Annotated in this window: 21 protein-coding genes; 16 read left to right on the top strand and 5 right to left on the bottom strand. The window is 52.5% G+C overall.

All coding sequences use genetic code 11. The features are described from left to right. Positions 1-60 precede the first annotated feature (60 nt). Positions 61-2,130 carry a bifunctional diguanylate cyclase/phosphodiesterase gene (locus tag A9165_RS11700; RefSeq protein WP_083216275.1) on the top strand — a complete coding sequence of 690 codons (2,070 nt, stop codon included), beginning with the start codon at positions 61-63 and terminating at the stop codon, positions 2,128-2,130. 47 nt (positions 2,131-2,177) lie between these two features. Here the strand turns inward: A9165_RS11700 and maoP are convergent, their stop codons facing one another. Further along, complete coding sequence (gene maoP, locus A9165_RS11695) at positions 2,178-2,525, bottom strand: DUF413 domain-containing protein (RefSeq protein WP_008610120.1); 348 nt, start codon at positions 2,523-2,525, stop codon at positions 2,178-2,180. A 128-nt stretch (positions 2,526-2,653) separates the two neighbouring features. On the opposite strand from maoP, the gene A9165_RS11690 reads away from it, so the two are divergent. Continuing rightward, positions 2,654-3,505, top strand: a complete 852-nt coding sequence (locus A9165_RS11690) for a LysR family transcriptional regulator (protein ID WP_008610119.1) — start codon at positions 2,654-2,656, stop codon at positions 3,503-3,505. On the opposite strand, the gene A9165_RS11685 is transcribed toward A9165_RS11690, so the two are convergent. The 3 genes from A9165_RS11685 to fadI form a co-directional block, all read right to left on the bottom strand. Then, positions 3,491-3,688, bottom strand: coding sequence for a hypothetical protein (locus tag A9165_RS11685; RefSeq protein ID WP_039925598.1), 198 nt, complete (start codon positions 3,686-3,688; stop codon positions 3,491-3,493). The two genes, A9165_RS11690 and A9165_RS11685, sit on opposite strands and share 15 nt — an antisense overlap. 145 nt (positions 3,689-3,833) lie before the next feature. Beyond that, positions 3,834-5,972 carry a fatty acid oxidation complex subunit alpha FadJ gene (gene fadJ / locus A9165_RS11680; protein ID WP_065956004.1) on the bottom strand — a complete coding sequence of 713 codons (2,139 nt, stop codon included), beginning with the start codon at positions 5,970-5,972 and terminating at the stop codon, positions 3,834-3,836. Further along, positions 5,972-7,282, bottom strand: coding sequence for an acetyl-CoA C-acyltransferase FadI (gene fadI, locus A9165_RS11675; RefSeq protein ID WP_065956003.1), 1,311 nt, complete (start codon positions 7,280-7,282; stop codon positions 5,972-5,974). Before fadI ends, fadJ begins: the two co-directional genes overlap by 1 nt. Positions 7,283-7,505: 223 nt before the next feature. Here fadI and A9165_RS11670 point away from each other — a divergent pair, with 223 nt between their 5' ends. From A9165_RS11670 to A9165_RS11635, 8 genes are all read left to right on the top strand, one after another. Beyond that, entirely contained in the window at positions 7,506-8,459 is a 954-nt protein-coding gene (locus A9165_RS11670; protein ID WP_008610115.1) for a MoxR family ATPase, read from the top strand. 1 nt (position 8,460) lies between these two features. After that, positions 8,461-9,405, top strand: a complete 945-nt coding sequence (locus A9165_RS11665; protein ID WP_065956002.1) for a DUF58 domain-containing protein — start codon at positions 8,461-8,463, stop codon at positions 9,403-9,405. After that, positions 9,398-9,922 carry a DUF4381 domain-containing protein gene (locus A9165_RS11660; RefSeq protein WP_065956001.1) on the top strand — a complete coding sequence of 175 codons (525 nt, stop codon included), beginning with the start codon at positions 9,398-9,400 and terminating at the stop codon, positions 9,920-9,922. The genes A9165_RS11665 and A9165_RS11660 overlap by 8 nt, the downstream gene beginning before the upstream one ends. Beyond that, on the top strand, positions 9,909-10,895 hold the full coding sequence (locus A9165_RS11655) for a VWA domain-containing protein (protein ID WP_065956000.1): 987 nt from the start codon (positions 9,909-9,911) through the stop codon (positions 10,893-10,895). Before A9165_RS11660 ends, A9165_RS11655 begins: the two co-directional genes overlap by 14 nt. Next, complete coding sequence (locus tag A9165_RS11650) at positions 10,885-12,705, top strand: VWA domain-containing protein (protein WP_065955999.1); 1,821 nt, start codon at positions 10,885-10,887, stop codon at positions 12,703-12,705. The genes A9165_RS11655 and A9165_RS11650 overlap by 11 nt, the downstream gene beginning before the upstream one ends. Beyond that, positions 12,699-14,357 carry a BatD family protein gene (locus A9165_RS11645; RefSeq protein ID WP_065955998.1) on the top strand — a complete coding sequence of 553 codons (1,659 nt, stop codon included), beginning with the start codon at positions 12,699-12,701 and terminating at the stop codon, positions 14,355-14,357. The genes A9165_RS11650 and A9165_RS11645 overlap by 7 nt, the downstream gene beginning before the upstream one ends. 309 nt (positions 14,358-14,666) lie before the next feature. After that, positions 14,667-16,160: a sodium/proline symporter PutP gene (putP, locus tag A9165_RS11640; RefSeq protein ID WP_065955997.1), complete on the top strand. Its 1,494-nt coding sequence runs from the start codon at positions 14,667-14,669 to the stop codon at positions 16,158-16,160. A 97-nt stretch (positions 16,161-16,257) separates the two neighbouring features. After that, complete coding sequence (locus A9165_RS11635) at positions 16,258-17,484, top strand: EAL and HDOD domain-containing protein (RefSeq protein ID WP_065956020.1); 1,227 nt, start codon at positions 16,258-16,260, stop codon at positions 17,482-17,484. A 34-nt stretch (positions 17,485-17,518) separates the two neighbouring features. Here the strand turns inward: A9165_RS11635 and A9165_RS11630 are convergent, their stop codons facing one another. Continuing rightward, positions 17,519-17,824, bottom strand: coding sequence for a helix-hairpin-helix domain-containing protein (locus A9165_RS11630; RefSeq protein ID WP_065956019.1), 306 nt, complete (start codon positions 17,822-17,824; stop codon positions 17,519-17,521). 271 nt (positions 17,825-18,095) lie between these two features. On the opposite strand from A9165_RS11630, the gene A9165_RS11625 reads away from it, so the two are divergent. The 6 genes from A9165_RS11625 to A9165_RS11600 all read left to right on the top strand — a co-directional run bounded on the left by A9165_RS11625 (position 18,096) and on the right by A9165_RS11600 (position 22,373). Further along, a complete protein-coding gene (locus tag A9165_RS11625; protein WP_065955996.1) occupies positions 18,096-18,587 on the top strand; it encodes a glycine zipper 2TM domain-containing protein in 492 nt (163 codons plus the stop codon). Positions 18,588-18,632: 45 nt separating this feature from the next. Then, a complete protein-coding gene (locus A9165_RS11620; RefSeq protein ID WP_083216274.1) occupies positions 18,633-18,974 on the top strand; it encodes a PepSY domain-containing protein in 342 nt (113 codons plus the stop codon). 2 nt (positions 18,975-18,976) lie between these two features. After that, on the top strand, positions 18,977-19,654 hold the full coding sequence (locus A9165_RS11615) for a response regulator transcription factor (RefSeq protein ID WP_065955995.1): 678 nt from the start codon (positions 18,977-18,979) through the stop codon (positions 19,652-19,654). Between the two features lies 1 nt (position 19,655). Further along, complete coding sequence (locus A9165_RS11610; RefSeq protein ID WP_083216273.1) at positions 19,656-20,975, top strand: ATP-binding protein; 1,320 nt, start codon at positions 19,656-19,658, stop codon at positions 20,973-20,975. A gap of 58 nt (positions 20,976-21,033) precedes the next feature. Beyond that, positions 21,034-21,399 carry a dihydroneopterin triphosphate 2'-epimerase gene (gene folX, locus A9165_RS11605; protein WP_065955993.1) on the top strand — a complete coding sequence of 122 codons (366 nt, stop codon included), beginning with the start codon at positions 21,034-21,036 and terminating at the stop codon, positions 21,397-21,399. Between the two features lie 92 nt (positions 21,400-21,491). Continuing rightward, entirely contained in the window at positions 21,492-22,373 is an 882-nt protein-coding gene (locus tag A9165_RS11600) for a TIGR01777 family oxidoreductase (RefSeq protein ID WP_065955992.1), read from the top strand. Positions 22,374-22,379 lie beyond the last annotated feature (6 nt).

Below are 22,379 nucleotides of genomic sequence, written 5' to 3'. Positions count from 1 at the left end.
CCTGCATTACTCACCCTGGCTCTTACCGGCCTGTTGCTTGGTCAGTTAAGTTTAAGACGGATGCGGCGTTACCATCAGGCACTGGCGAAAAGTGAAGAGAGGCTGCGACTATCGATTTGGGGCAGCGGCGATGAACTCTGGGACTGGAATATTGATAGTGGCGAGCTCTACCGCTCCAGCGCCTGGCTGGAGCCACTGGCGATTGCCCCCAAGACTGAAGATTTCCCGCCCAACAAAGCGCTGATCCATCCGCAGGACTTAGACCGGGTTAGCCACGCGCTATCGCAGCACCTGGCCGGCAAAAGCCCATTTTTTGAAGCCAGCTATCGCTTAAAAACACTGGATGAAACCTATATCTGGGTACTGGACCGCGGCAAGGTTGTCGCCTATCACGAAGATGGCAGAGCCCAGCGCATGACAGGCACCCTGAAAAATATCAGCCAGCTCAAACAAGCTGAAGCACGGATGCAGCTGTTCGCCCGCTGTCTGGAGAATATCTCTGATGCTGTGGTGATTTGTGATACTAAATTCAACATTATCGAAGTTAACCCAGCCTTTAGTGTGATTACCGGCAAAAGTCGGGAGCAGGTGCTACAAAGTCGTTTCCAGCTGTCACTCTATCCGCCGCGTTTTATTCAGGATATTGAGAAAAAACTGGTTAGAGATGGCCGTTGGAGCGGCGAGATCCGTGAACTGAAAACCAATGGTGATTACTACCAGGCAGAATTAACCTTTGACGTAATTAAAGACGAGCAGGGTTTTATCACCCAATACGTAGCGGTGTTTTCCGATATCTCCGATCGCAAAAGACGTGAAGCCGAGCTTAGCCGGCTGGCTAATAGCGATACCCTGACCGGTTTACCCAACCGCGCGGTTTTTATGAATAAGTTGGCCAGTCTGGTTACCGAGAAAACCGAACATGCGCTGCTGGTATTTGACCTGGATAACTTTAAAAAAATTAACGACTCACTGGGTCACGAGCTCGGCGATGCCCTGCTTTGTAAACTGGCTGATCGCCTGCATAACAATAAATTATTCCGGCAAAAACTTTACCGGCTGGGCGGTGATGAATTCGCTATTTTGCTCGACAATACCAACGATATTCATGCCATTACCAGCCTGGCGAAAAACTTACTGGAACAAATTAATAAGCCCTTTGCTGTGGATCAGCATGAGTTGGCGGTCACCAGCAGCGTCGGCATAGTATTGTTTCCGGAAGATGGTAAGGATCCACAGGCGCTGCTGCGAAATGCTGATACGGCGATGTATCATGCCAAGAGTGCCGGCGCCAACCGCTATTTGTTTTTTAATGACACCATGAACAAACAAGCTGTGAAACGGCTGCAGATAGAAAACCTGATCCGCCACGGCTTAAAAGAAGATTATTTTACCGTGTTCTACCAGCCGAAAATGGACATGCTAAGTGGCAAGGTTGTCGGTATGGAAGCCCTGGTACGTTTTATTACACCTAAGGGCGGTTTGGTCAGCCCAGCCAGCTTTATTCCGGTGGCAGAGGAAACCGGACAAATTGTTGATATCGGTACCGTGGTACTGCGTAAAGCCTGTATCGATGTTAAACGCTGGATAGCGCAGGGCCTGTTTCATGGCAGGGTGGCGGTTAACTTATCGGCCAAGCAATTTATGCTGCCGTTTCTCTGTGATCAGATTGACGATATTTTGCAGCAAACCGATTTACCCTCCTACCACCTGGAGTTAGAGATCACCGAGGGCACGGTGATGCAATCGCCGAAGCTGGCGATTGATACCATGAAAAAACTGCGTGCCCGCGGCATTCATCTGGCGATGGATGATTTTGGTACCGGCTACTCCTCGCTGGCCTATCTGAAACAATTTCCACTTAATACGCTGAAAATTGATAAAGCCTTTATCGACGATATGAGCAGTGCCCGCGGCCGCAATATGGTCGATACCATTGTCACTATCGCACACAACCTGAGCCTGAGTGTGGTGGCAGAAGGGGTGGAAACGCACGAACAACTGGAGCAGCTACGCAAGCTGCGCTGTGAAATTATTCAGGGTTACTATTATAGCAAGCCGTTGTCTGCCGAAGATTTTGCCGCTTTTCTGCAAGAACAAAAGCAACAACGGCCGAAGATTGCGGCGTTATAAAGGCGAAAGCCAAATTACAGACATTAAAAAAGCCCTAACGGGCTTTTTTAATCGGCATCTGATTCAACGTACGAGAAATCATCCGAGCCATCTGCAATCCGCTTCTTACCGAATACGGTATGAAATTTGCGTTTTTCTGCCAGACGTTGTTTATACTTTAACCAGGTTTTTTCATACACAGTGTTGGCTTCGGCTTCACCGCGGCAAACCAACAAAAAGCGCTGCTCTTCGTCATTTGCCGGTTGGCGTACGCCCTGCTCCAACTCTTGCATTGCTAAACCATGTTTTTCCAGCAGATTGCCCTCTGCCAGGGTAAAACGCCCAGACCGGGTAAAACCACGTGGGAAATTCCGGTCATCGAAAAAGCGACGATTAGCGACAAAACTTTGCTGCATCACTTTTTTCCTCTCATGTCGTTGAATATCAAGCCAGCCTGTTTAAACTGTGCGGAGTATGGTTAACAAAATTCCTGTCGTAAAACAAATATTTTTAATTGTTACGATAAAAAACATTTGAGGCTAGTTTGGATACTGACTTACTGAAAACCTTCCTGGAAGTACAGCGCACCCGCCATTTTGGTAAGGCTGCCGAAAATTTATACCTTACGCAGTCGGCGGTAAGTTTCCGCATCCGCCAGCTGGAACAACAATTAGGCGTAAATTTATTTATCCGACACCGAAATAACATTCAGTTAACAGCGGCGGGCGAGCGGCTGTTGCCACATGCTCAAACTATGCTGGCCGCCTTACAGCGCGCCAGACAAGACGTCGCGGACAGCGCCAGCCAAAGCCCGGCTTTACAGCTGGCAATGCCGATGGTATTGGCTGAGCAGTTATTAGCGCCCACGCTGCAGCAGCTGGCGTTATTGCCAACACCGCTGACAATCCGGGCCGAATCTTTACCCAAGGAGCTAATCAGTGACTTATTGCTGAGCCAACAATTGGATCTGGCGATTTTACCGGAGCCGGTAAAGACCGAGGACCTTTATCGCGAAGCCATAGCACAGTTACCGCTGCTGGCGGTATGCGTGCCGGGGCATGCGGCTTGTAAGCAGCTCAGCGCTGCAGAGTATTGTTATGTCGAATGGGGGCAGGCTTTTGCACTGCAGCATAGCCGCGATTGGCCACAGCTACAGGCGGCGCGCTTTAGCACTAACTCAGCGCAACTGGCGCTAACTCAGGTGTTAGCGGGTGAGGTCGCCGCCTTCTTACCCGAGAGCTGGGTTAAACCCTATCTTAATGCCGGGCAACTGGTGGCGGCAGCGGCGCAGCGCTATACACTGACACTCTATGCCGTCTGTCATCAGGACCGACAGCAGGACAGCCTGTTAAAAGCCGCTATGGCGCTTTTAAAGCGACAACTAGGGCCGGAATAAGCCGTAGCTACGGCCACGGGCGCGACGCAGCGTCAGGCGTTTGTGGCTGTTAAACAGCGGTAACAGCAAAGGACCGGTAAAGATTGCCGCCAGTGCCCAGCGCATCGCCTGCATACCACTACGCAGTGCCGCTATGTATACGCCTACTGCTACCATTAACCAAAGCACCGGAACTAATAACACCCGCTCTCTCCTACATCACTTTACTGCTGCTGGCGATTATACCAGCTATCCGGACGTCTTGCTGTTATGCTTTAGTTGCATTTTTAGCCAAAATGCAAAAAGGGCCCGCAGGCCCTTAGATAACTTACCCCCTGCAAGGCGGCTGTTACTGTGGATAGAAACGCTCGCCTGCTGTTGCCATTTTCAACAAGGTATCGCACGGCGTAAAGCGGCTACCAAAGCGACTTTCCAGCTGGCGTAAAGTCGCAACCAGATTATTGACACCCAGCTTATCAATATAGCGGAACGGGCCACCGAGGAAGGGTGGGAAACCGATACCAAAGATGGCACCGATATCACCGTCCCGTGCCGAGGCAATAATACCCTCTTCCAGACAACGTACTGCCTCATTCAGCATTTGCGCGGTACAGCGGCTGGCAATCTCTTCGCCATTTAGCGCCGGCGCCGGTGTTACGCCAAGCACGGCATATACCGACTCATCAACCAGCTTTTTGCCTTTTTTCGCAGCCTTACCATAAAGGTAAAACCCTTTTTCGGTTTTCTTGCCCTTTCGGCCATCAGCCAGCAGTTTGTCAAAGGCGGCAGGCGCGGCAAAGCGCTCACCCAGCTCAGCCGTTAAAATGGGCGAAATTTTGGCGCCAACATCAATACCCACTTCATCCAGCAGCGTCACCGGGCCGACGGGGAAGCCGAATTTGACCAGCGCACGGTCAATTTTTTCTACCGGTTCACCGGCGAGCAGAATATTGGCCGCTTCATTCATATACAGCGCCAGAATGCGGTTAACGTAGAAACCGGCACCGTCTTTCACCACGATCGGCGTTTTACCTTGCTTACGGGCAAAGGCAACCGTAGTAGCGATGGTCTCCGCAGAGGTTTTTTCATGCGCAATCACTTCTACCAGCGGCATCTTATCAACCGGTGAGAAGTAATGCAGACCGATCACATTTTCTGGTCTTGCTGCCTTTTCGGCAATCTTGTGGATCGGTAACGAACTGGTATTGCTGGCAAAGATGGTATGCTCCGCACAGTGCTGTTCAATATCGGCCACCATTTGCTGCTTTAAGCTCAGATCTTCAAATACCGCCTCAACCACGATATCGACATCATGGAAACCACTGTAATCGGTGGTGCCGGTGATTAACAGCAGCTGCTTTTGCATCTCGGCCTTGCTGATAAAGCGCTTTTTGTACTTTTTATTCAGAATATCAAAGCTGTATTTCAGCGCATTATTGATGCCCTGCTCAGCGATATCTTTGATCCGTACCGCTACGCCGGCCTTAGTGGCGCTGACATTAGCAATACCGCCGCCCATCAGGCCGCCGCCCAGCACCGCGGCTTTGCGTACCTTACGCGGTTTGGCATCACCGGCACCGCTTTCTTTCTTCATCTGGGTGGTAGCAAAGAAAATACTGCGCAGTGCCGCCGACTCTGGCGTCATACAAAGCTGGCCAAAGGCTTTGGCCTCTGCCGCCAGGCCTTTTTGATAGCCCTGCTCGACACCGGTTTGAATCACTTCAATAATCCGCAGGGCGGCAGGATAGTTGCCCTGGGTTTTCTTCAGCGTTTGTTTTAGCGCCTGAGAAAACACCAGTTTGCGACCTGGTCCGGTATTTTCCAGCAGCTTATCCAGCAGGCTCTGCTTTTTCGCTTCGCGACGGGGTTTGCCGGCCAGCGCCTTTTTCACTGCGGCATCAAGCAGAATGCTCTCTGGCACCACTTCATCCACCAGACCGAGCTTCTTCGCCTGGGCCGCACGCACTTGCTTACCCGTCAGGATCATATCCAGCGCTTTTTGCACGCCAACTAACTTTGGTAAACGCTGGGTACCACCACTGCCGGGTAGTAAGCCCAGCTGCACTTCCGGCAAACCCAGCACGGTTTTCGGGCTGCTGCTGGCAACCCGGGCATGACACGCCAGCGCCAGCTCCAGACCACCACCCAAGCAAGGGCCATGGATCGCAGCAACGACCGGCAGGCGCAGTTGCTCCAGCCGGTCGAACATTTGTTGCCCCATCGCGGCAATGGTTTCCGCCTGCTCTGCCGTCTGACAGGCATCGAGCATGCTGATATCGGCACCGGCAATAAAGGAATCTTTTTTGCCACTAATAAAGACCACGCCTTTTAAGGTACTGTCGTTAGCCAGCTGTTTCAGCATGGCATCAATTTCATCGGCAAACGAGGCTTTCAGGACATTCATGCTTTCACCCGGAATATCCATGGTGATCACGGCCACCTTGTCATCGCGGATGCTTAAGCTAAAGCTGCTTACTGTGTCAGTCATTATTCGGTCTCCACAATCATCGCTGCGCCTAAACCGCCGGCGGCGCAGGCAGTGGTCAGGCCGATGCCACCACCACGACGTTTTAATTCATTCAGGGTTTGCACTATTAAGCGGGTGCCGGTCGCGGCAAAGGGGTGGCCATAAGCCAGTGAACCACCGTTGACGTTAAATTTGTCCATATCAATTTCGCCAATGGCTTCGCTGCGGCCCAGCTTTTCTTCAGCAAATTTACGGCTACCAAACATCTTCATATTGGCCAGCGCCTGCGCAGCGAAGGCTTCATGCATTTCAATCAGCGTCAGATCCGACAGTTTCATCCCGGCGCGATCCAGCGCGATAGGCGTGGCATAAGACGGGCCCATCAGCATATCTTCATGTACGCCGATGGCCGAAAAGGCGTAGCTGCGCAGATAACCCAAAGGGGTATAACCCAGCGCCTTGGCGCGGCCTTCGGTCATCATCAGCACAGCAGAAGCACCATCGGTCAGCGGCGTACTGTTTGCCGCCGTTACAGAGCCATGCACCCGGTCAAATACCGGCTTTAATTTGGCGTAAGAGTCGAGCTTCGACTCCATCCGGATATTATTATCGATCTTTAAATAGCGGCTGTACGGCTCAACATAGGCGGTCATCACCTCATCGGCCAACTTGCCGGCTTGCCAGGCGGCCGCCGCCAGGGTGTGCGAGCGGTGTGCCATTTCATCCTGCGCCGCCCGGCTGATACCATGGCTTTTCGCCATTTGTTCAGCCGTATCGCCCATTGACAGGCCGGTGCTGTATTCTGCTACCGCTGGTGGAACCGGCAGTAAGTCTTTCAGGCCCAGACGGCGGATAATTGCCAGTTTCTGGCCCAGGGTTTTTGCTTTATTAACATCGACCAGGGCGCGCGCCAGTTTCTTGCTCACGCCAATAGGTAAGACTGAGCTGGAGTCAGCGCCACCGGCAATAGCGATCTGAGTGACACCGGCCAGCATGGATTCGGCAACACTGACTACCGACTGAAAACTGGTGGCACAGGCCCGGGTAACACTAAAGGCATCGGTATGCACCTGCATGCCGGTGCCGAGCACGATTTCACGGGCGATATTTGGCGCCTCTGGCATCTGCACCACCTGGCCATACACCACCTGCTCTACCAGCGCCGGATCCAGTTCGGCACGGATCAGTAATTCATTCACCACCAGTTTTCCCAGATCCAGAGCCGAGACACCATGAAACTCGGTCGCTTGTTTGGCAAAGGGGGTACGAAGCCCGGACACGATTGCAATACGCTCACCGTCACGGGTTCTCAGGTTGATAGGGGCTGCCATAGTTATCCTCTTGTTTTATGCTGGCCTGATTACAGGTCTGACCTCTGACTTTTGATTGTAACCACAGTCCGGCGAAATTAAAACAGTTGTTTTAAAACTCTTGTTTTAGCGCTTGTATTAGCCATGCGGGAACCTTATAAATAACGGCAGGTCCTAATTTGGCGTTTGCCCGCAGAAAGCGGTCAAAAATCAACCACTTCTTAATAATAAGACAGAAATCATCATGGTACAGGCTTTTGCGTCATTAAAATCTTATCTGGATAGCCAGGTGCTGGGTCAACCGGCACTGACCGAAGGCATCTTGCTGGCTTTGCTGGCCAATGGCCATCTGCTGGTAGAGGGGCCGCCCGGTCTGGCGAAAACCCGCGCAGTGAATGCACTGGCACAGGGTGTAGAAGCGGAGTTTCACCGCATACAGTTTACCCCTGATTTACTGCCTGCCGATCTGACCGGTACCGATATCTACCGGCCGGAAACCGGCGCCTTTGCCTTTCAGTCCGGCCCGTTGTTTCATAATTTAATTCTGGCGGATGAAATTAACCGGGCACCCGCCAAGGTACAGTCTGCACTACTGGAAGCGATGGCCGAGAAACAGGTCACAGTGGGTCGCAATACATACAAACTGCCGGAGCTGTTTCTGGTGATGGCGACGCAAAACCCGCTGGAACAGGAAGGTACCTACCCGCTGCCGGAAGCCCAACTTGACCGCTTTTTATTGCATTTAAAGGTTGATTACCCGGATAGCGCGACCGAGCTGGAGATCCTGCGCTTAACCCGAGCCGAAGCCCGCCATGAAACACCGGTTAAAGCGGCACCCATCAGTCAGGCGGATATTTTCGCTGCCCGCCAGCAGGTATTAAAGCTGCATCTGGCGGAGAGCCTGGAGCACTATATGGTGCAACTGGTGATGGCCACCCGCCAACCGGCGGCGTACAGTGACAAACTGGCCAGCTATATCAGCTATGGCGCCAGCCCGCGGGCGACCATAGCGCTGGATCGATGCGCCCGTGCCCGCGCCTGGCTGGCGGGTCGTGATTTTGTTACGCCGGAAGACATTCAGGCGGTATTTCATAATGTGCTGCGCCATCGTCTGATCCTAACCTATGCGGCAGAAGCCGAAGGGATCAGCACTGATCAGGTGCTGACCGAGGTTCTGCAGCGGGTGGCAGTGCCCTAAGATGAGCGAACTGGCTTTTGATGCACAGCGCTGGCTTAGCAGCTTGCACGCCAACGGTTATCAGCTGGGCCTGCCAGAGCTGCTGTGGTATCAGCACCATACCCGGTTACTGGATCTAAGCCCCGGCCAGCAGGTACATAGCAAGCTGGCCGGCAGTTATCTGGCGCGCAGCAAAGGCCGCGGCATGGAGTTTGATGAAGTGCGGCACTATCAGGTGGGTGATGATGTGCGCGCTATTGACTGGCGGGTAACGGCCCGCACCGGACGGGTTCATACTAAATTATTCCGTGAAGAGCGTGAGCGCCCGGTGTTTTTGCTGACCGAGCTGACCGAGTCCATGCGCTTTGGCTCCAGCCTGCTGTTAAAATCCGTGCAGGCGGCACATCTGGCGGCCCTGTTGGCCTGGCATTGCAAAGCCAATGGCGACAAACTGGGTGGCCTGGTGTTTAGTGAACAGCAGCATGTACTGTTAAAACCTCTGGGCAGAAGCCGTGGCGTGTTGCGCTATTTGCAGGCTCTGCTGGATGTACATCAGCAAAGCCGCAGCAATCAGGGCATGGTCCTGAGCACAGCGTTGGCAGAGCTAAGACGGCTACTACGCCCGGGCAGCCTACTCTATATTTTGTCCGATTTTGCCAGCCTGGATGCTGAGGCGTTACGCCATCTGCAGGTATTATCACAGCATAATGAAATTCACTGTTGTCAGCTCAGTGATCCGCTGGAGTTACAGCTGCCATCAGAGCTACTGGGCGAGGCGCTGGTCAGTGCTGCTCAGGCATTAAAAGTGGTGCAGTTTAATTCACAGCTAAAACAGCGCTATCAACAGCAACAACAGCAAGCGCTGGCGACCGCTAAGCACAATGTGTTGCAACTGGGCTGTAAATGGCTGACGCTAAGCAGTGCCAGCCCGCTATTAAGCCAACTGGCTGGGGTCTATCATGACTGAGCCAACACAATTATTGGCGTTACTGGCCGATATTGACGAGCCGGCATTAAGCGAGAGCTTCGCGCTGGCGCCCGGTCACTGGCTGCTGTTACTCCTGCTAGTAGCCGCCTCTTTATTTACGCTCACTATTGCGCTGCGTTACTGGCGGTTTCAGCGCCCGAAGCGGCTGGCCCGACGCCTTTGGCAGCAACTGGATGTCACTGATCCGACAATGCCGGCCCAGCTGAATCAACTGCTCAAACGCTTACTCAAGGCTTATGCACCGCGGCATCCGTTGTTAACCGCCGATACCGAGAGCTGGCAACAGCACTGGCAGAGTCAGCTACCCGCCCCGCTGCAGTTACCGTCGTTACAGCCACTGTTATATCAGGCGCCAACGCAGCACACCGCGCTGGAGCGCCAGCAGTTGTATCAGTGTGGTGGGGTCTTTATCCAGCGCTTTAACGGCCGCTTGTATCAGCAAGCCGCCAGCCCAGCTACCGGCCTGGGTACAGGAGTTGACCATGCTGGAGCTTAGTTATCCCTGGCTGTTACTGGCACTGCCACTCCCTTGGCTGGTGCCCAAAGCCCGCCAGTTAGGCGGCAGTGCACTAAAGCTGCCGGCCCTGGCGAAATTAGGGCAGACGCGCAGCACTGGCGCCACGGCGCCAATCAGTGTGCGGCTGTTGCTGCTTTTAACCTGGGTCCTGCTGGTGCTAAGCGCCAGCCAGCCACGCTGGCTGGGTGAGCCGGTAACCCTGCCACAGCAGGGGCGCGAACTGATGCTGGCGTTGGATCTGTCCGGTTCGATGGATATTCAGGATATGGAGTTAAATGGCCAGCGCATGACCCGGCTGGATGCGATGAAACTGGTGCTGCGCGATTTTATCGCCCAGCGCCAGGGTGATCGGATTGGCCTGATCCTGTTTGCGGATGCCGCCTATCAACAAACCCCGCTCACCTTTGATCTGGCAACGGTACAGCAGTTTCTCGACGATGCCGTGATGGGACTGGTTGGCCAGCGGACCGCCATTGGCGAGGCGATAGGTCTGACCGTAAAACGGCTGAATGCCTACCCGTCCAGTAATAAGGTGTTAATCCTGCTCAGTGACGGCGCCAATAACTCCGGCGAGATCCAGCCCCGCGAAGCCTTACAACTGGCGAAAGCGGCCGGGATCCGCATCCATACTGTCGGCCTGGGTGCTGAACAGATGGTACAACAGAGTATTTTCGGACAGCGTATTATCAACCCTTCACATGATTTAGACGAAGTGTTATTACGCGAGGTAGCCGAGCAGACCGGTGGCCGCTATTTCCGCGCCCGCAGTCCGGCAGAGCTGCGGCAGATCTATCAGTTGCTGGATCAGCTGGAGCCGATAGAACGTGATCAGCTCACCTACCGGCCCCAGCTTAGCTTGCTGCACTATCCGCTGGCGCTGGCTTTGCTCTGTAGCTTTTATCTGGCGCTGCGGCGAGTTGATTGGGCAGGAGTAAAAAACCGTGTGGTCTGAGTTACATCTACTACGTCCATTCTGGCTACTGGCCCTGCTACCAGCGCTGTTACTCTGGCTGCTGCTGTACCGGCACCGCCAGCAACCAGGGCTTTGGCATAATCTGATTGCCCGGCATTTACAACCCGTGGTATTGCTGGGGGAACAATTACAAAAACGCCAGCCGTTTGCCCTGCCCTTGCTGGCACTTTGCTGGCTGTTGGCCGTGCTGGCATTAAGTGGCCCAAGCTGGCAGAAACTGCCGCAACCGGCACTAACCGTCAAACAAGCGACAGTGCTGATTATGGATATGTCACTGTCGATGCGCGCCACCGATCTGGTGCCGGACCGGCTGACGCAGCAAAGATTTAAAGCGCTGGATTTTATTGATAAATTACGCGAAGGCGAACTGGCATTGATTAGCTATGCTGCCGATGCCTTTGTGATTTCGCCGCTGACACCGGATCACAACAACATCCGCCTGCAAGTGCCCAATTTGCGCCCGGAGCTGATGCCGGGTCAGGGTTCTAATGTGCTGGCTGCGTTGGAGCTGGCCGATCAACTGTTAACCCAGGCTGGCTTCGCCAGTGGCGAAGTGATTTTATTTACTGACGGTTTTGAGGCGCAAAGTTTTCATGCGCTGCAGCAACTGCTTAACCGTTATCCACACCGGTTGTCCGTGTTGGCATTTGGCTCTGCTGAGGGCGCAGTGGTAAGACTGGAAAACGGTGAGCTGTTAAAAGATCGTCAGGGTGGCGTAGTAGTACCACGAGTACCGCTACAACAACTGGCGGTGCTGGCCCGTCAGGGTGGCGGTCAATTCCGGCAAGCCGTCGCTGATAACAGCGATCTGGAGGCGCTGGTGCAGGCACTACGCAACCCACAGGCCAGTAAAGGCGAGACGCCGATATTAAGCGGCGATGTCTGGCAGGATGGCGCAGTTTATCTGGTCTGGTTATTGTTACCGCTGGCGCTCTGGCTTGGCCGGCGCGCCGCAGTATTAATGCTGTGTCTGATTATTTATATCCCACCAGCCAATGCCAACAGTTGGCAGCAGCTGTGGCAAACCCAACAGCAACGCGCACAGCAGGCCTATCAACAGGGTGACTATGCCAGAGCCAGAGAGCAGTTTCAGGACCCACTGTGGCAAGGTAATGCGGCCTACCGCGCCGGTGATTATCAGCAGGCAGAGCAAGCCTACCGCCAGGCGATTGCGCAGGGTGAAAACGCCAGTCTGTGGCACAACCTTGGCAATACGCTGGCACTGCAGCAAGAGCTGGAGCAGGCACTGTCGGCTTTTCAGCGCGCCTCTGAGCTGGATCCGGAGCATAGCGCTGCACGGCAAAACGCCGAACTGATGCAGCAATTGTTACAGCAGCAAGCTGAGCAACAGGCTCAGCAGCAAGAGCAGCAAGAGCAGCAAGAGCAGCAAGAGCAACAATCATCGGATAGCAGCGAATCATCAACAGAAAATGCCTCGCAAAATGCTAAAGAGAATGCTGAAGAACAAACAGATAATGCACAGCAATCGGCTCAAAGTGCTGAGCAAGGCCCCCCGGACGAGTCCGAGCCACAGCAAACGGATGCTAACAGGGCGCAACAGGCTGAGGCTCAGTTAGAGCCAGCACAAGCTGATACGCAGGATACTGCGGCACAAGCTGTTATTAATGAGCCCTGGCCTAATGCGACACCGGAACAACAACAAGAGCTGGAAAATCTGCTGCGCAAAGTACAGGACGATCCCGGCGTCCTGCTTAGAAACCGCATGCTGCTCGAATATCAAAAACGTCGTCACAGCCTACCCCCGCAAGGAGCTCAACAAGAATGGTAAGCCGTTTTCTTAGTTTGCTGCTGTTATTACTGCCGCTGTCGGCCGCGCAGGCCTTTAGCAGCCTGAGCAGCAGTGTCGACAAAAACCCGGCCATGCTGGGGGAAGCCATTACCCTGACAGTAAGCGCTGATGGGCGTTTTGCCGCCGATGCCATAGATTTTCGGGTGCTGGAGCAAAACTTCAGGGTTATGCTGCCGTCGGTAAGTCAAAGTACCCAGGTGATCAATGGTGTAACACAGCATAACACCAGCTGGAGTGTGTCATTATTTGCCAGTAATACCGGTAGTTACCGGATCCCGGCCTTTGAATTAAACGGCGTGCGTTCCGAGCCAATTGAACTGACCATTATCGAAAGCAGTCAGGCGCAAAACCGGCGCGACCTGTTTCTGGAAGCGAAATTAGTCGGTTACCCCTCCGCCTATGTACAGCAAATGCTGTATTACGACGTGGTGATCTACTTTAGTGGCGACTTGCAACGTGGCAATCTGACGGAGCCGGCACTGGAAGGCGCCGAAATTCAGCGCCTGGGCCCGGATACCGAAGGCACAGCCCTGATTGACGGCGTACGTTACCGCACCATTACCCGCCGCTATTCATTGATCCCACAGCGCAGCGGTGACTTTGTTATAGCGCCGCCACTGTTTACCGGTGAAATGATAGAGCGTAATCCAGAGCGTTTTAACTACTTCTCGCGCAGTAAAACCGTAATGGCCGAAGCGGAGCCAGTGCAGCTGGAAGTGAAACCACAACCGGAAAACTTCCCGGGTCGCTGGCTGATAGCCGGCCTGGTAACGCTAACCGAAGAATGGCAACCGGATAGTCAACAGCTAAAAGCCGGTGAGCCTGTGACCCGGATTATTACCCTTTCGGCCGTCGATGTCGCCGCGAATCAGCTGCCGGATCTGGACCAGCAACTGCCCGCCTCATTGCGGGCCTATCAGGAACAGCCACAAAGCCGCGGTGCTGAGCGTAGCGGCCGGCAGGTGGCGCAAAAAGTCTTTACCAGTGCCCTGATTGCCAGTAATGAAGGCGAGTTAGTCTTACCTGAAGTGCGTCTGCCATGGTGGAATAGCCAGACCAACCGGCTGGAATATGCGGTGTTGCCAGCCCGTGCGCTGCAGGTAACCGGGAATGCCCAACCGACGATGTCGCTGCCAACGCTAAGCAGCCCAGAATTGCTGCCAGTAACAGCTGCCAACAGCCCCTGGCAATGGAATTATCCGAGCACGGTATTGTTAGCCGCCTGGCTGCTGAGCACTGTGGCATTATGCTGGCTGTGGCTTGAACGCCGTATGCTGCGCGCTAACAATCAAGCTGGCAATCAAACGGACAACCCCAATACCGTCGCGGTCGATGCCGGTAAGCATGCCTTTAAACAGGCCTGTAACAATAATTCCCCGAAAAAGGCAGAGCAGACATTACTGCGTCTGGCCGCCGGCGCCTATCCGCCGGCATGCCGCTCGCTGGGTCAGCTTGCCGCTAAAGTGAGTGATCCGGCATTAAAAGCAGAGATTCGAAAGCTGGAACAGGCGTTGTACAGTCTGCAACCCGAGAGTTGGCAAGGTGAGGCGCTGTATCAGGCCTGGTTAAAGCGCAAAGCTAGCCATACTTCGCAGCGTGCGGTTCAGCTACAGCCGCTATACCCTGATTAAAAGGCCTGATCAAACATTGCGCTTAAAAGGCCTGGTTAAAAGGCCGGAATAACAGCACGGATTCGGCAGATCCCACAATCAACAAGGCGGGCTGGTAGCAAAGCACTAGCCAGCCCGCCGTCATCTTGTTAGCATTTACCCTAAGCTGAACTAAGACTAAAGGCTGCAGTTACCGCTCTCAGTCTTAGTCTGGCTGAATTTATTATGATTTGACCTTTGCTGACGCGTTCTGGCCGAAGTCAGCCATAGTTATAGACGTCAGCAAAGGTCAGCTCGTTTTATAACAACGTACAATAACAGGAGCTTCGTTTGGAAACTGCCACTCTCTTTTCGCTCGCCCTCTATTTTCTGGCGATGATCGCAATCGGGCTTTATGCCTACCGTACCACCGATAATGATGTCTCAGGCTATATGCTGGGTGGACGTAAGTTAAGCCCCAGTGTCACCGCCCTTTCGGCCGGCGCCTCTGATATGAGCGGCTGGATGCTGATGGGCCTGCCTGGTGCTATGTACCTGTCCGGTTTAAGCAGTACCTGGATCGCCGTCGGGTTATTGATTGGCGCCTATCTTAACTATTTAATAGTGGCACCGCGGCTGCGGGTTTACACCGAGCTGGCGCAGGATGCCATTACCATTCCGGATTATTTTGAAAAACGCTTTGAAGATCGCACCCGTTTGCTGCGTTTAGTCTCATCGCTGGTGATTATTGTGTTCTTTACACTCTACACCTCATCCGGCGTCGTGGGCGGCGGTAAGCTGTTTGAAAGCTCTTTTGGCTTTGATTATGAGCTGGGGCTGTTCGTTACTGCCGGCGTGGTCGTGATCTACACCCTGATTGGCGGCTTTCTGGCGGTAAGTTTGACCGATTTTGTGCAAGGCTGTCTGATGTTTATCGCGCTGGTGTTAGTACCGGTGGTAGCGATTGATCATCTGGGTGGCCTTGGCGAAGTCAATCAGATTGTCAGTACCATCAATCCGGATCTGTTAAGTTGGGTTGGCGCCAGCTCAGCACTGGCGATTATCTCGGCGCTGTCCTGGGGCCTGGGTTATTTCGGCCAGCCGCATATTATTGTCCGTTTTATGGCCATTCGCTCAGTAAAAGATATTAAAGTGGCGCGGCGCATCGGTATGAGCTGGATGCTGGTAACCATCGTTGGTGCCGTGATGACCGGTTTTGTCGGTATTGCCTATGTTGCAAAAACCGAGATGACACTGCAAGACCCGGAAACAATCTTTATTATCTTCTCCCAATTTTTGTTTCACCCGCTGATCAGCGGCTTCTTACTGGCGGCGATCCTGGCCGCGATTATGAGTACCATCTCCTCCCAGTTGCTGGTTACTTCCAGCTCACTGACCGAAGATTTCTATAAAACCTTTGTCAAACGTGATGCGTCACAGGCAGAGCTGGTGGTGATTGGCCGCTTATCAGTGCTGGCCGTCGCCATCGTCGCCATCGTGCTGGCATTTGATCGTAACAGCTCAGTGCTGCAACTGGTCAGCAATGCCTGGGCAGGGTTTGGTGCTGCCTTTGGCCCGCTGATTATCCTGAGCCTGTACTGGCAACGGATGACATTTGCCGGCGCCCTCAGTGGTATTGTGGTTGGCGCCCTAACGGTCTTGTTCTGGATCTATGCACCACTCACCATCAATGGTTTGCCACTGAGTCAATGGCTGTATGAGATTGTGCCTGGCGTCATCTTCAGTACGCTGGCGATTGTGCTGGTTAGTTTGCTGACAAAGACCCCGGCACCGTCAATTCTGCAACTCTTTGCCAAAATGCAGCAGGAAGTCAAAAAGCGCTAACAGGGTATATTAACAGCTGCTAGAATACCGGTTATCAATCTGACGGGCCTGATAAAATTTCAGGCCCTTGCTGATGTTTGCCGGAGAAGTGTTGCCTATGTATTTTTACGCCGCGCGCCAACCTATCTTAGATCGCAATAAAGTACTGTTTGGATACGAACTGTTATTCCGGGATGGTGTAGAAAATGCTTTCCCGAATATTGACGGCGACGAAGCCACCTCCAAGATGGTAGAAGGTAGCCAACTCAGTTTTGGTCTGGATGACTTTCTTGGCGACAAACCCGGTTTTATCAATTTCACGCTGGAAACCTTGCTAAAAAAATACCCCAGCATGCTACCCAAAGAACAGGTGGTGGTCGAAGTGCTGGAAACCATTCAGCCCGGCAAACGCTTACTGGCCGAATGTCAGCACTTAAAAGAACAAGGCTATACCCTGGCGCTGGATGATTACGAACATAAAAATGTCTGGCGGCACTTTTACCCTTATATTGATATTATTAAAATCGATATCCGCAGTACCAATGCCGAGCAAATCGAAGAGATTAAACAGGCAATTGCAGATTTTCCGCACATTAAGTTACTGGCAGAAAAAGTCGAAACCAACGCCGAATTTCAGCAGGCGCTGGCTCAGGGCTTTAGCTACTTTCAGGGCTACTTTTTTTCCAAGCCAGAAATGCTGCAAACCCGGGCGCTTTCCCCCTCGCAATTGGCGCTGGCGGAACTGTTATATGAAACCTCTCAAGCTGATATGGACCTTGCCAGGATCACCGAAATCTTTAAACGGGATGTAACCCTGTCCTATAAATTACTACGATACAGTAACTCGGCGATTTTCCGGCGCCGGGCAGAAGTCGAAACCATCAAACAAGCGCTGATTGTATTGGGTCAGGCCGAGTTAAAGAAGTTCCTGTCGCTGTTGTTTACCGCGCAAATCAGTAGTGATAAGCCCGCCGAGTTAATGCGCCTATCTATGACGCGGGCAAATTTTGCTGAAGGTTTGGCCGGTCTGTCTGGTCGGGTGTCACAGGACAAAGCCTATTTAACCGGCATGATGTCACTGATGGATGCGATCCTGGATGAGCCGATCAGCAGTGTGATGGAAAAGCTGCCACTGGCTAATGAGATCAAAGCTGCACTGATCGAAAAAACCGGTGAACTGGCCGGCTTTATCCGCCTGATTGAATGTTATGAGAATGCCAGCTGGCCACAGGCAACAATCCTCATTGAAAAGCTCAGGCTGCCTGCGGATAAGATCCCGGATGTCTACCATCAAGCGGTGCAATGGGCGAACGAACAAATGAAAGCTTTAGGCGAAATCGCCTAAAGTTAGGGCGTGTGTTAAACACGCCCTGAGCTGCTTACTCAAAACTGACGTATTCAGCCACCTTCGCAGCCAGTTTGTCGCCGATCCCCTTAACTTTGGTTAGCTCGGCCTGGCTTTTAATCTCGCCATGCTCACTGATATGGTCCAGGATGGCCTGAGCCTTAACCTTACCCAAACCGGGGATAGCAGTGAGTTGTTCAACACTGGCCTGATTCAGCTTTAACTTAGTTGAAGCTTCAGCCGTCGCTCTGGTCAACGTCTGTCCACTTGTATTGGCCAGCGTATAATTGGCACCCAGTACTAATGCTGCCAGCATGGCAGAGAGCACAAGCTTTTTCATCTGATGTTTCCTCCCGAAACAGTCAGGCACGCGGCTGACTTGCTCGCTACAGCCGTTGAGTAAACCTGCGGGGTTGGCGGACACCGCACAGCTACCCGGGCGACACACCTGCTTACCTGACACAAAGATACCAACCAAAAATAAAACTAGCACGCAAAATAAAATTGGCAAATTTTTAATAAAAAATACACAAAATAAGTTTTGAAACATTCAGCAACAATTAAGACACCCCCCTCTAAGCTATGGGTAAAGCTGAAATCGGAGGTGGCCGATGAAAAAACTCTGTTATTTTGCGCTGACCAGTACCCTATTGTGGTCAGCAGCTACGCAAGCGCACGGCCGGCACGAGTATGGACGGGTCACCGAGGTGGTGCCGGTATATAGTCAGGTTCCGGTTCGACAAGCCAGTACGCATTGCACCCCTGTCTATCGCGAGCAACGCGATTCGGCAACGCCGGCAATTGTTGGTGCTATTGTCGGAGGTGCGCTCGGTCATGCTGTTGGCAGTAACAAAACCAATAAGAGAATCGGTCTGGTTGCCGGTGCAGCCCTTGGCGGCAGTGTCGGTCATGATATGTCAAAACGTGATCACTATTACGAAGATTGCCGTACGCGTCATAATTCAGTACATTACAGACAGGTACTGGAAGGCTATCAAGTCACCTATAAATATCGGGGGCGGTATTATCAAACCTTTACCGAGCAACACCCCGGCAGAACCATTCCTCTGGTAGTCAGTGCCAGGCCGGCCTATCGCTATTAATGTTGTTGCTATGCGCCAGGTATCGGCTTGTTGTTGGAGAGTGAAATGAAATTTTATATAACCCTATTCTTGCTTGGTCTGTTCAGTTTGTCCTGCTACGGCCAGACAGAACCTAGAAAGGAACAGAACCGGCAGACTGAGCTGCGAAAAGAGCAGTTCCGGCAAACTGAACTCAGGAAAGAGCAGAACCGGCAAGCGGCACAACCGGCAAGCCGTGAAGTGTCAAAAGAGCAGGCTACGCGACTGGCGCAACAGCGCTATCCGGGCCGGGTATTAAAAGTACAAGCTGACAACCGTCATTACCGGGTCAGGGTAATGCAATCGGATGGTCGGGTGGTTAATGTATTGGTAGACGGTCAGAATGGCCGGGTGCAAAGGGAAGAATAAGCATGCGGGTATTAGTAGTAGAAGACGAGAGCCTATTGGCCGACCAAATTAAAAGTCAGCTGTTACAACAACAGTTTAGCGTTGATCTCGCTGGAGATGGCGCCGATGGTTGGTTCAAGCTGTCAGAGTACCCTTATGATCTCGCTATCATTGACCTCGGTTTGCCAAAACTGGATGGCCTATCCTTAATCCGTAAAGCGCGTAAGCAGGAAATTAAGACCCCCATTATCATTTTAACCGCCCGCGGCAGCTGGCAGGAAAAGGTAGAAGGCCTGGATGCCGGTGCCGATGATTATCTGACCAAACCTTTTCATAATGAAGAATTACTGGCGCGTTGTAATGCGTTGATCCGCCGCGCAGCCGGGCAACCCGACCCACTCTTGCGCTCTGGCCCTATTTCCCTGAATAGCCGTACCCAGCAAGTTTGGCTGGCTGATGATGAAGTCAGTCTGACCGCATACGAATACAAAGTGCTGGAATATTTTATGCTGAACCCAGCCAAAGTCATTTCCAAAACAGAACTGACGGAACATATCTATGATCAGGATTTCGATCTGGACAGTAACGTGATTGAGGTTTTTGTCCTCAGACTGCGGAAAAAACTCGACCCTGAGGGCGAGCTGAAACCCATAGAGACGCTGCGCGGACGTGGTTATCGCTTTAATCTAGCTGTTGAATAGCATGCTGGTATTACCGCTAAAGTTACGCCAGGGCCTGGTCAGTGCTGTACTCTTGCTGTTGCTACTACCCAGTTCATTTCTGGCCATTGAGCAAGCTTTCTATCGGCAACTGTTGACCAATGCTGAGCAAAAAATGGAAGTACATATGTACTCCATCTTGTCAGAACTTAATCTGATCAACGGTAAAATTGAACTCAATAACAATACCCTGGCGCCGGATTTTTACCGGCCAGATTCGGGCTTAACTGCTTATGTCAGCGAAGATCAGCTGCTGTTATGGCAGTCAGATTCCTCGCTGAATCAGGATTTCGAGTTACCGGTCATCGAACTGGTTCCGGGCCAGCATATTTTTTATACCTCAGAGCAACAGCAACAGAAATATCAGATCCTGAGTATTGCCTTTTTGTTTGACACCGGAGACAGTGCCAAGCCGCTGGCGATTCATATCGTGCAGGATGAACAGTTGCTGCTGGCACCCCACATCAGTTTTCGTAACACCTTGCTAAAATGGTTTATCGGCATTGGTGCTGGTTTATCCCTGCTCAGTATCCTGGCCTATTATTGGACGACACGGCCGCTAACCCGGTTGGATTTTGAGATCCGGCAATTGGAAAAAGGTCGCCAGGATCATCTGACCGGAAATTACCCGTCTGAGCTGCGCGGTATCAAAGAAGATCTTAACCTGTTGCTGGCCAACCAGAACCGCCAGAAACAGCGTTACCGTAATCACTTAAGTGATCTGGCGCATGCGCTAAAAACGCCGGTTGCTGTATTACGTACTTCGCCATTAGCGCAACAGCCGGAATTAAAAGAGCAGATCGATCGTATCACCGCCATGATCGAACACCAATTGAAAAAAGCCAGCAGTTCGGGCCAGGATATCTGGAAAAAACAAACACCGGTGTTACCGCTGGCAGATAAAGTCAGTAATGCGCTGCGAAAAATCTATCGCGATAAAGACTGTCAGATTGATATCCAATGTGAACCAACCACCTTCTTCCGGGGTGATGAAACAGATTTAATGGAAATGTTGGGCAACCTGCTCGATAACGCCTGTAAAGCCTGTCGGCGCCAGGTTAAGCTGACGGTGCAACCACACCCCTTTAGCCTGACCATCGAAGACGATGGCCCGGGTATAGCGCCGGAACGTCGAAAAGAGTTGTTTCAGCGCGGGATCCGGCTGGATACTTATCAGGAAGGACATGGTGTAGGGCTGTCGATTGTCGCTGAGCTGGTGAATTCCTATTCCGGCATGATCAAGGTCGGCGAAAGTTCGCTTGGTGGCGCATCCTTTACCCTAAGCTTTCCGGCGGACAGCTAGCTGATCGAAAAGTGTGAGCCGTACGTAAAGCTTTGCAAATTAACTGAAGGAATTTGTTATGGCGCTTAACCCTGCCACCATTCGTATTAAAAATCTGCGGCTACGCACCTATATAGGCATTAATGATGACGAGATTAAGAATAAGCAGGATGTCGTGGTCAATGTGCGGATCCAATATCATGCTGATGCCGCCGCCAGTAGCGATCAGATGGATAATGCTCTGAATTATCGTACTATTACCAAACAAATTATCAGTCTGGTTGAATCCAACCGCTTTTATCTGCTGGAAAAACTCACTGCCGAAGTGCTGGCGCTGGCCAGTGCCCATAGCAGCGTGGTCTTTGCCGAAGTCGAAGTCGATAAACCTCATGCGCTACGTTTTGCTGACTCGGTATCGCTGATGCTTTCCGTCAACAAGGCATAAGCTGGGGCGTACAGCCGGCAACTGTCATATCCAGCCCGCAGGGGCTACACTATTCAGATACTGCACCACTTGACCCGACAGGAGGCTTGACGATGCGGATCCTAATTACCGGCGGCACCGGTCTGATCGGCACTGCCTTAGTTAAGCACTGGCAAGCTCAGCATCAGCTGACAATACTAAGCCGTACCGCGCGCACTGACACAGAGCAGGTACGCTATCGCCAACAGCTCTCCGATATTGATCTGAACCAGATTGATGCCATTGTTAATCTGGCCGGTGAACCTATCGCCGACAAAAGATGGTCTGCCGCGCAGAAAGGCCGGATCTGTGATAGCCGCTGGCAACTGACTGAACAACTGGTGCAGGCGCTCAACTCGGTAAGCCATCCTCCCAAAATACTGATCAGCGGCTCCGCCATTGGCTTTTATGGTCGCCAGGGGGAGCAGGAAATCGACGAAGACTATCAGGCGTTTTTCCCGGAGTTCAGCCATGACATCTGTGCCCGCTGGGAAAATCTGGCGATGCAGGCCAGTAGTCCGCAAACCCGGGTATGCCTGCTCAGAACAGGCGTAGTATTAGCGGCAAAAGGTGGCGCACTGAAGAAAATGTTGCCGCCCTTTAAGCTGGGGTTGGGTGGCAAAATTGGCTCCGGCGAGCAATATATGTCGTGGATCCATCTGGATGATATGGTGGCGTTAATTGATTTTATTCTGCATAACGACAATCTCAGCGGCCCGGTTAACGCCGTTGCCCCCAAACCAGTGACCAATGCGGTATTTAGTGCCGAGCTGGCAAAACGTCTGCACCGCCCAGCACTGCTGCCGATGCCGGCACCTGTGCTAAAGCTGTTGTTTGGGGAAATGTCGGATATCTTGCTGTACGGCCAACGGGTCGTGCCAAAACGCTTGCTCGAGGCCGGCTTTCAGTTTCGCTATCCACAATTGTCTCAGGCACTTAATGCCCTGGCGCTTTGAGTTAAC

The sequence above is a fragment of the Alishewanella sp. HH-ZS genome, from assembly GCF_001704375.1.
Lineage (GTDB): Bacteria > Pseudomonadota > Gammaproteobacteria > Enterobacterales > Alteromonadaceae > Alishewanella > Alishewanella aestuarii.
The sequence above is the reverse complement of the archived record's forward strand: the minus strand, read 5'-3'. Positions and strand labels throughout refer to the sequence as shown.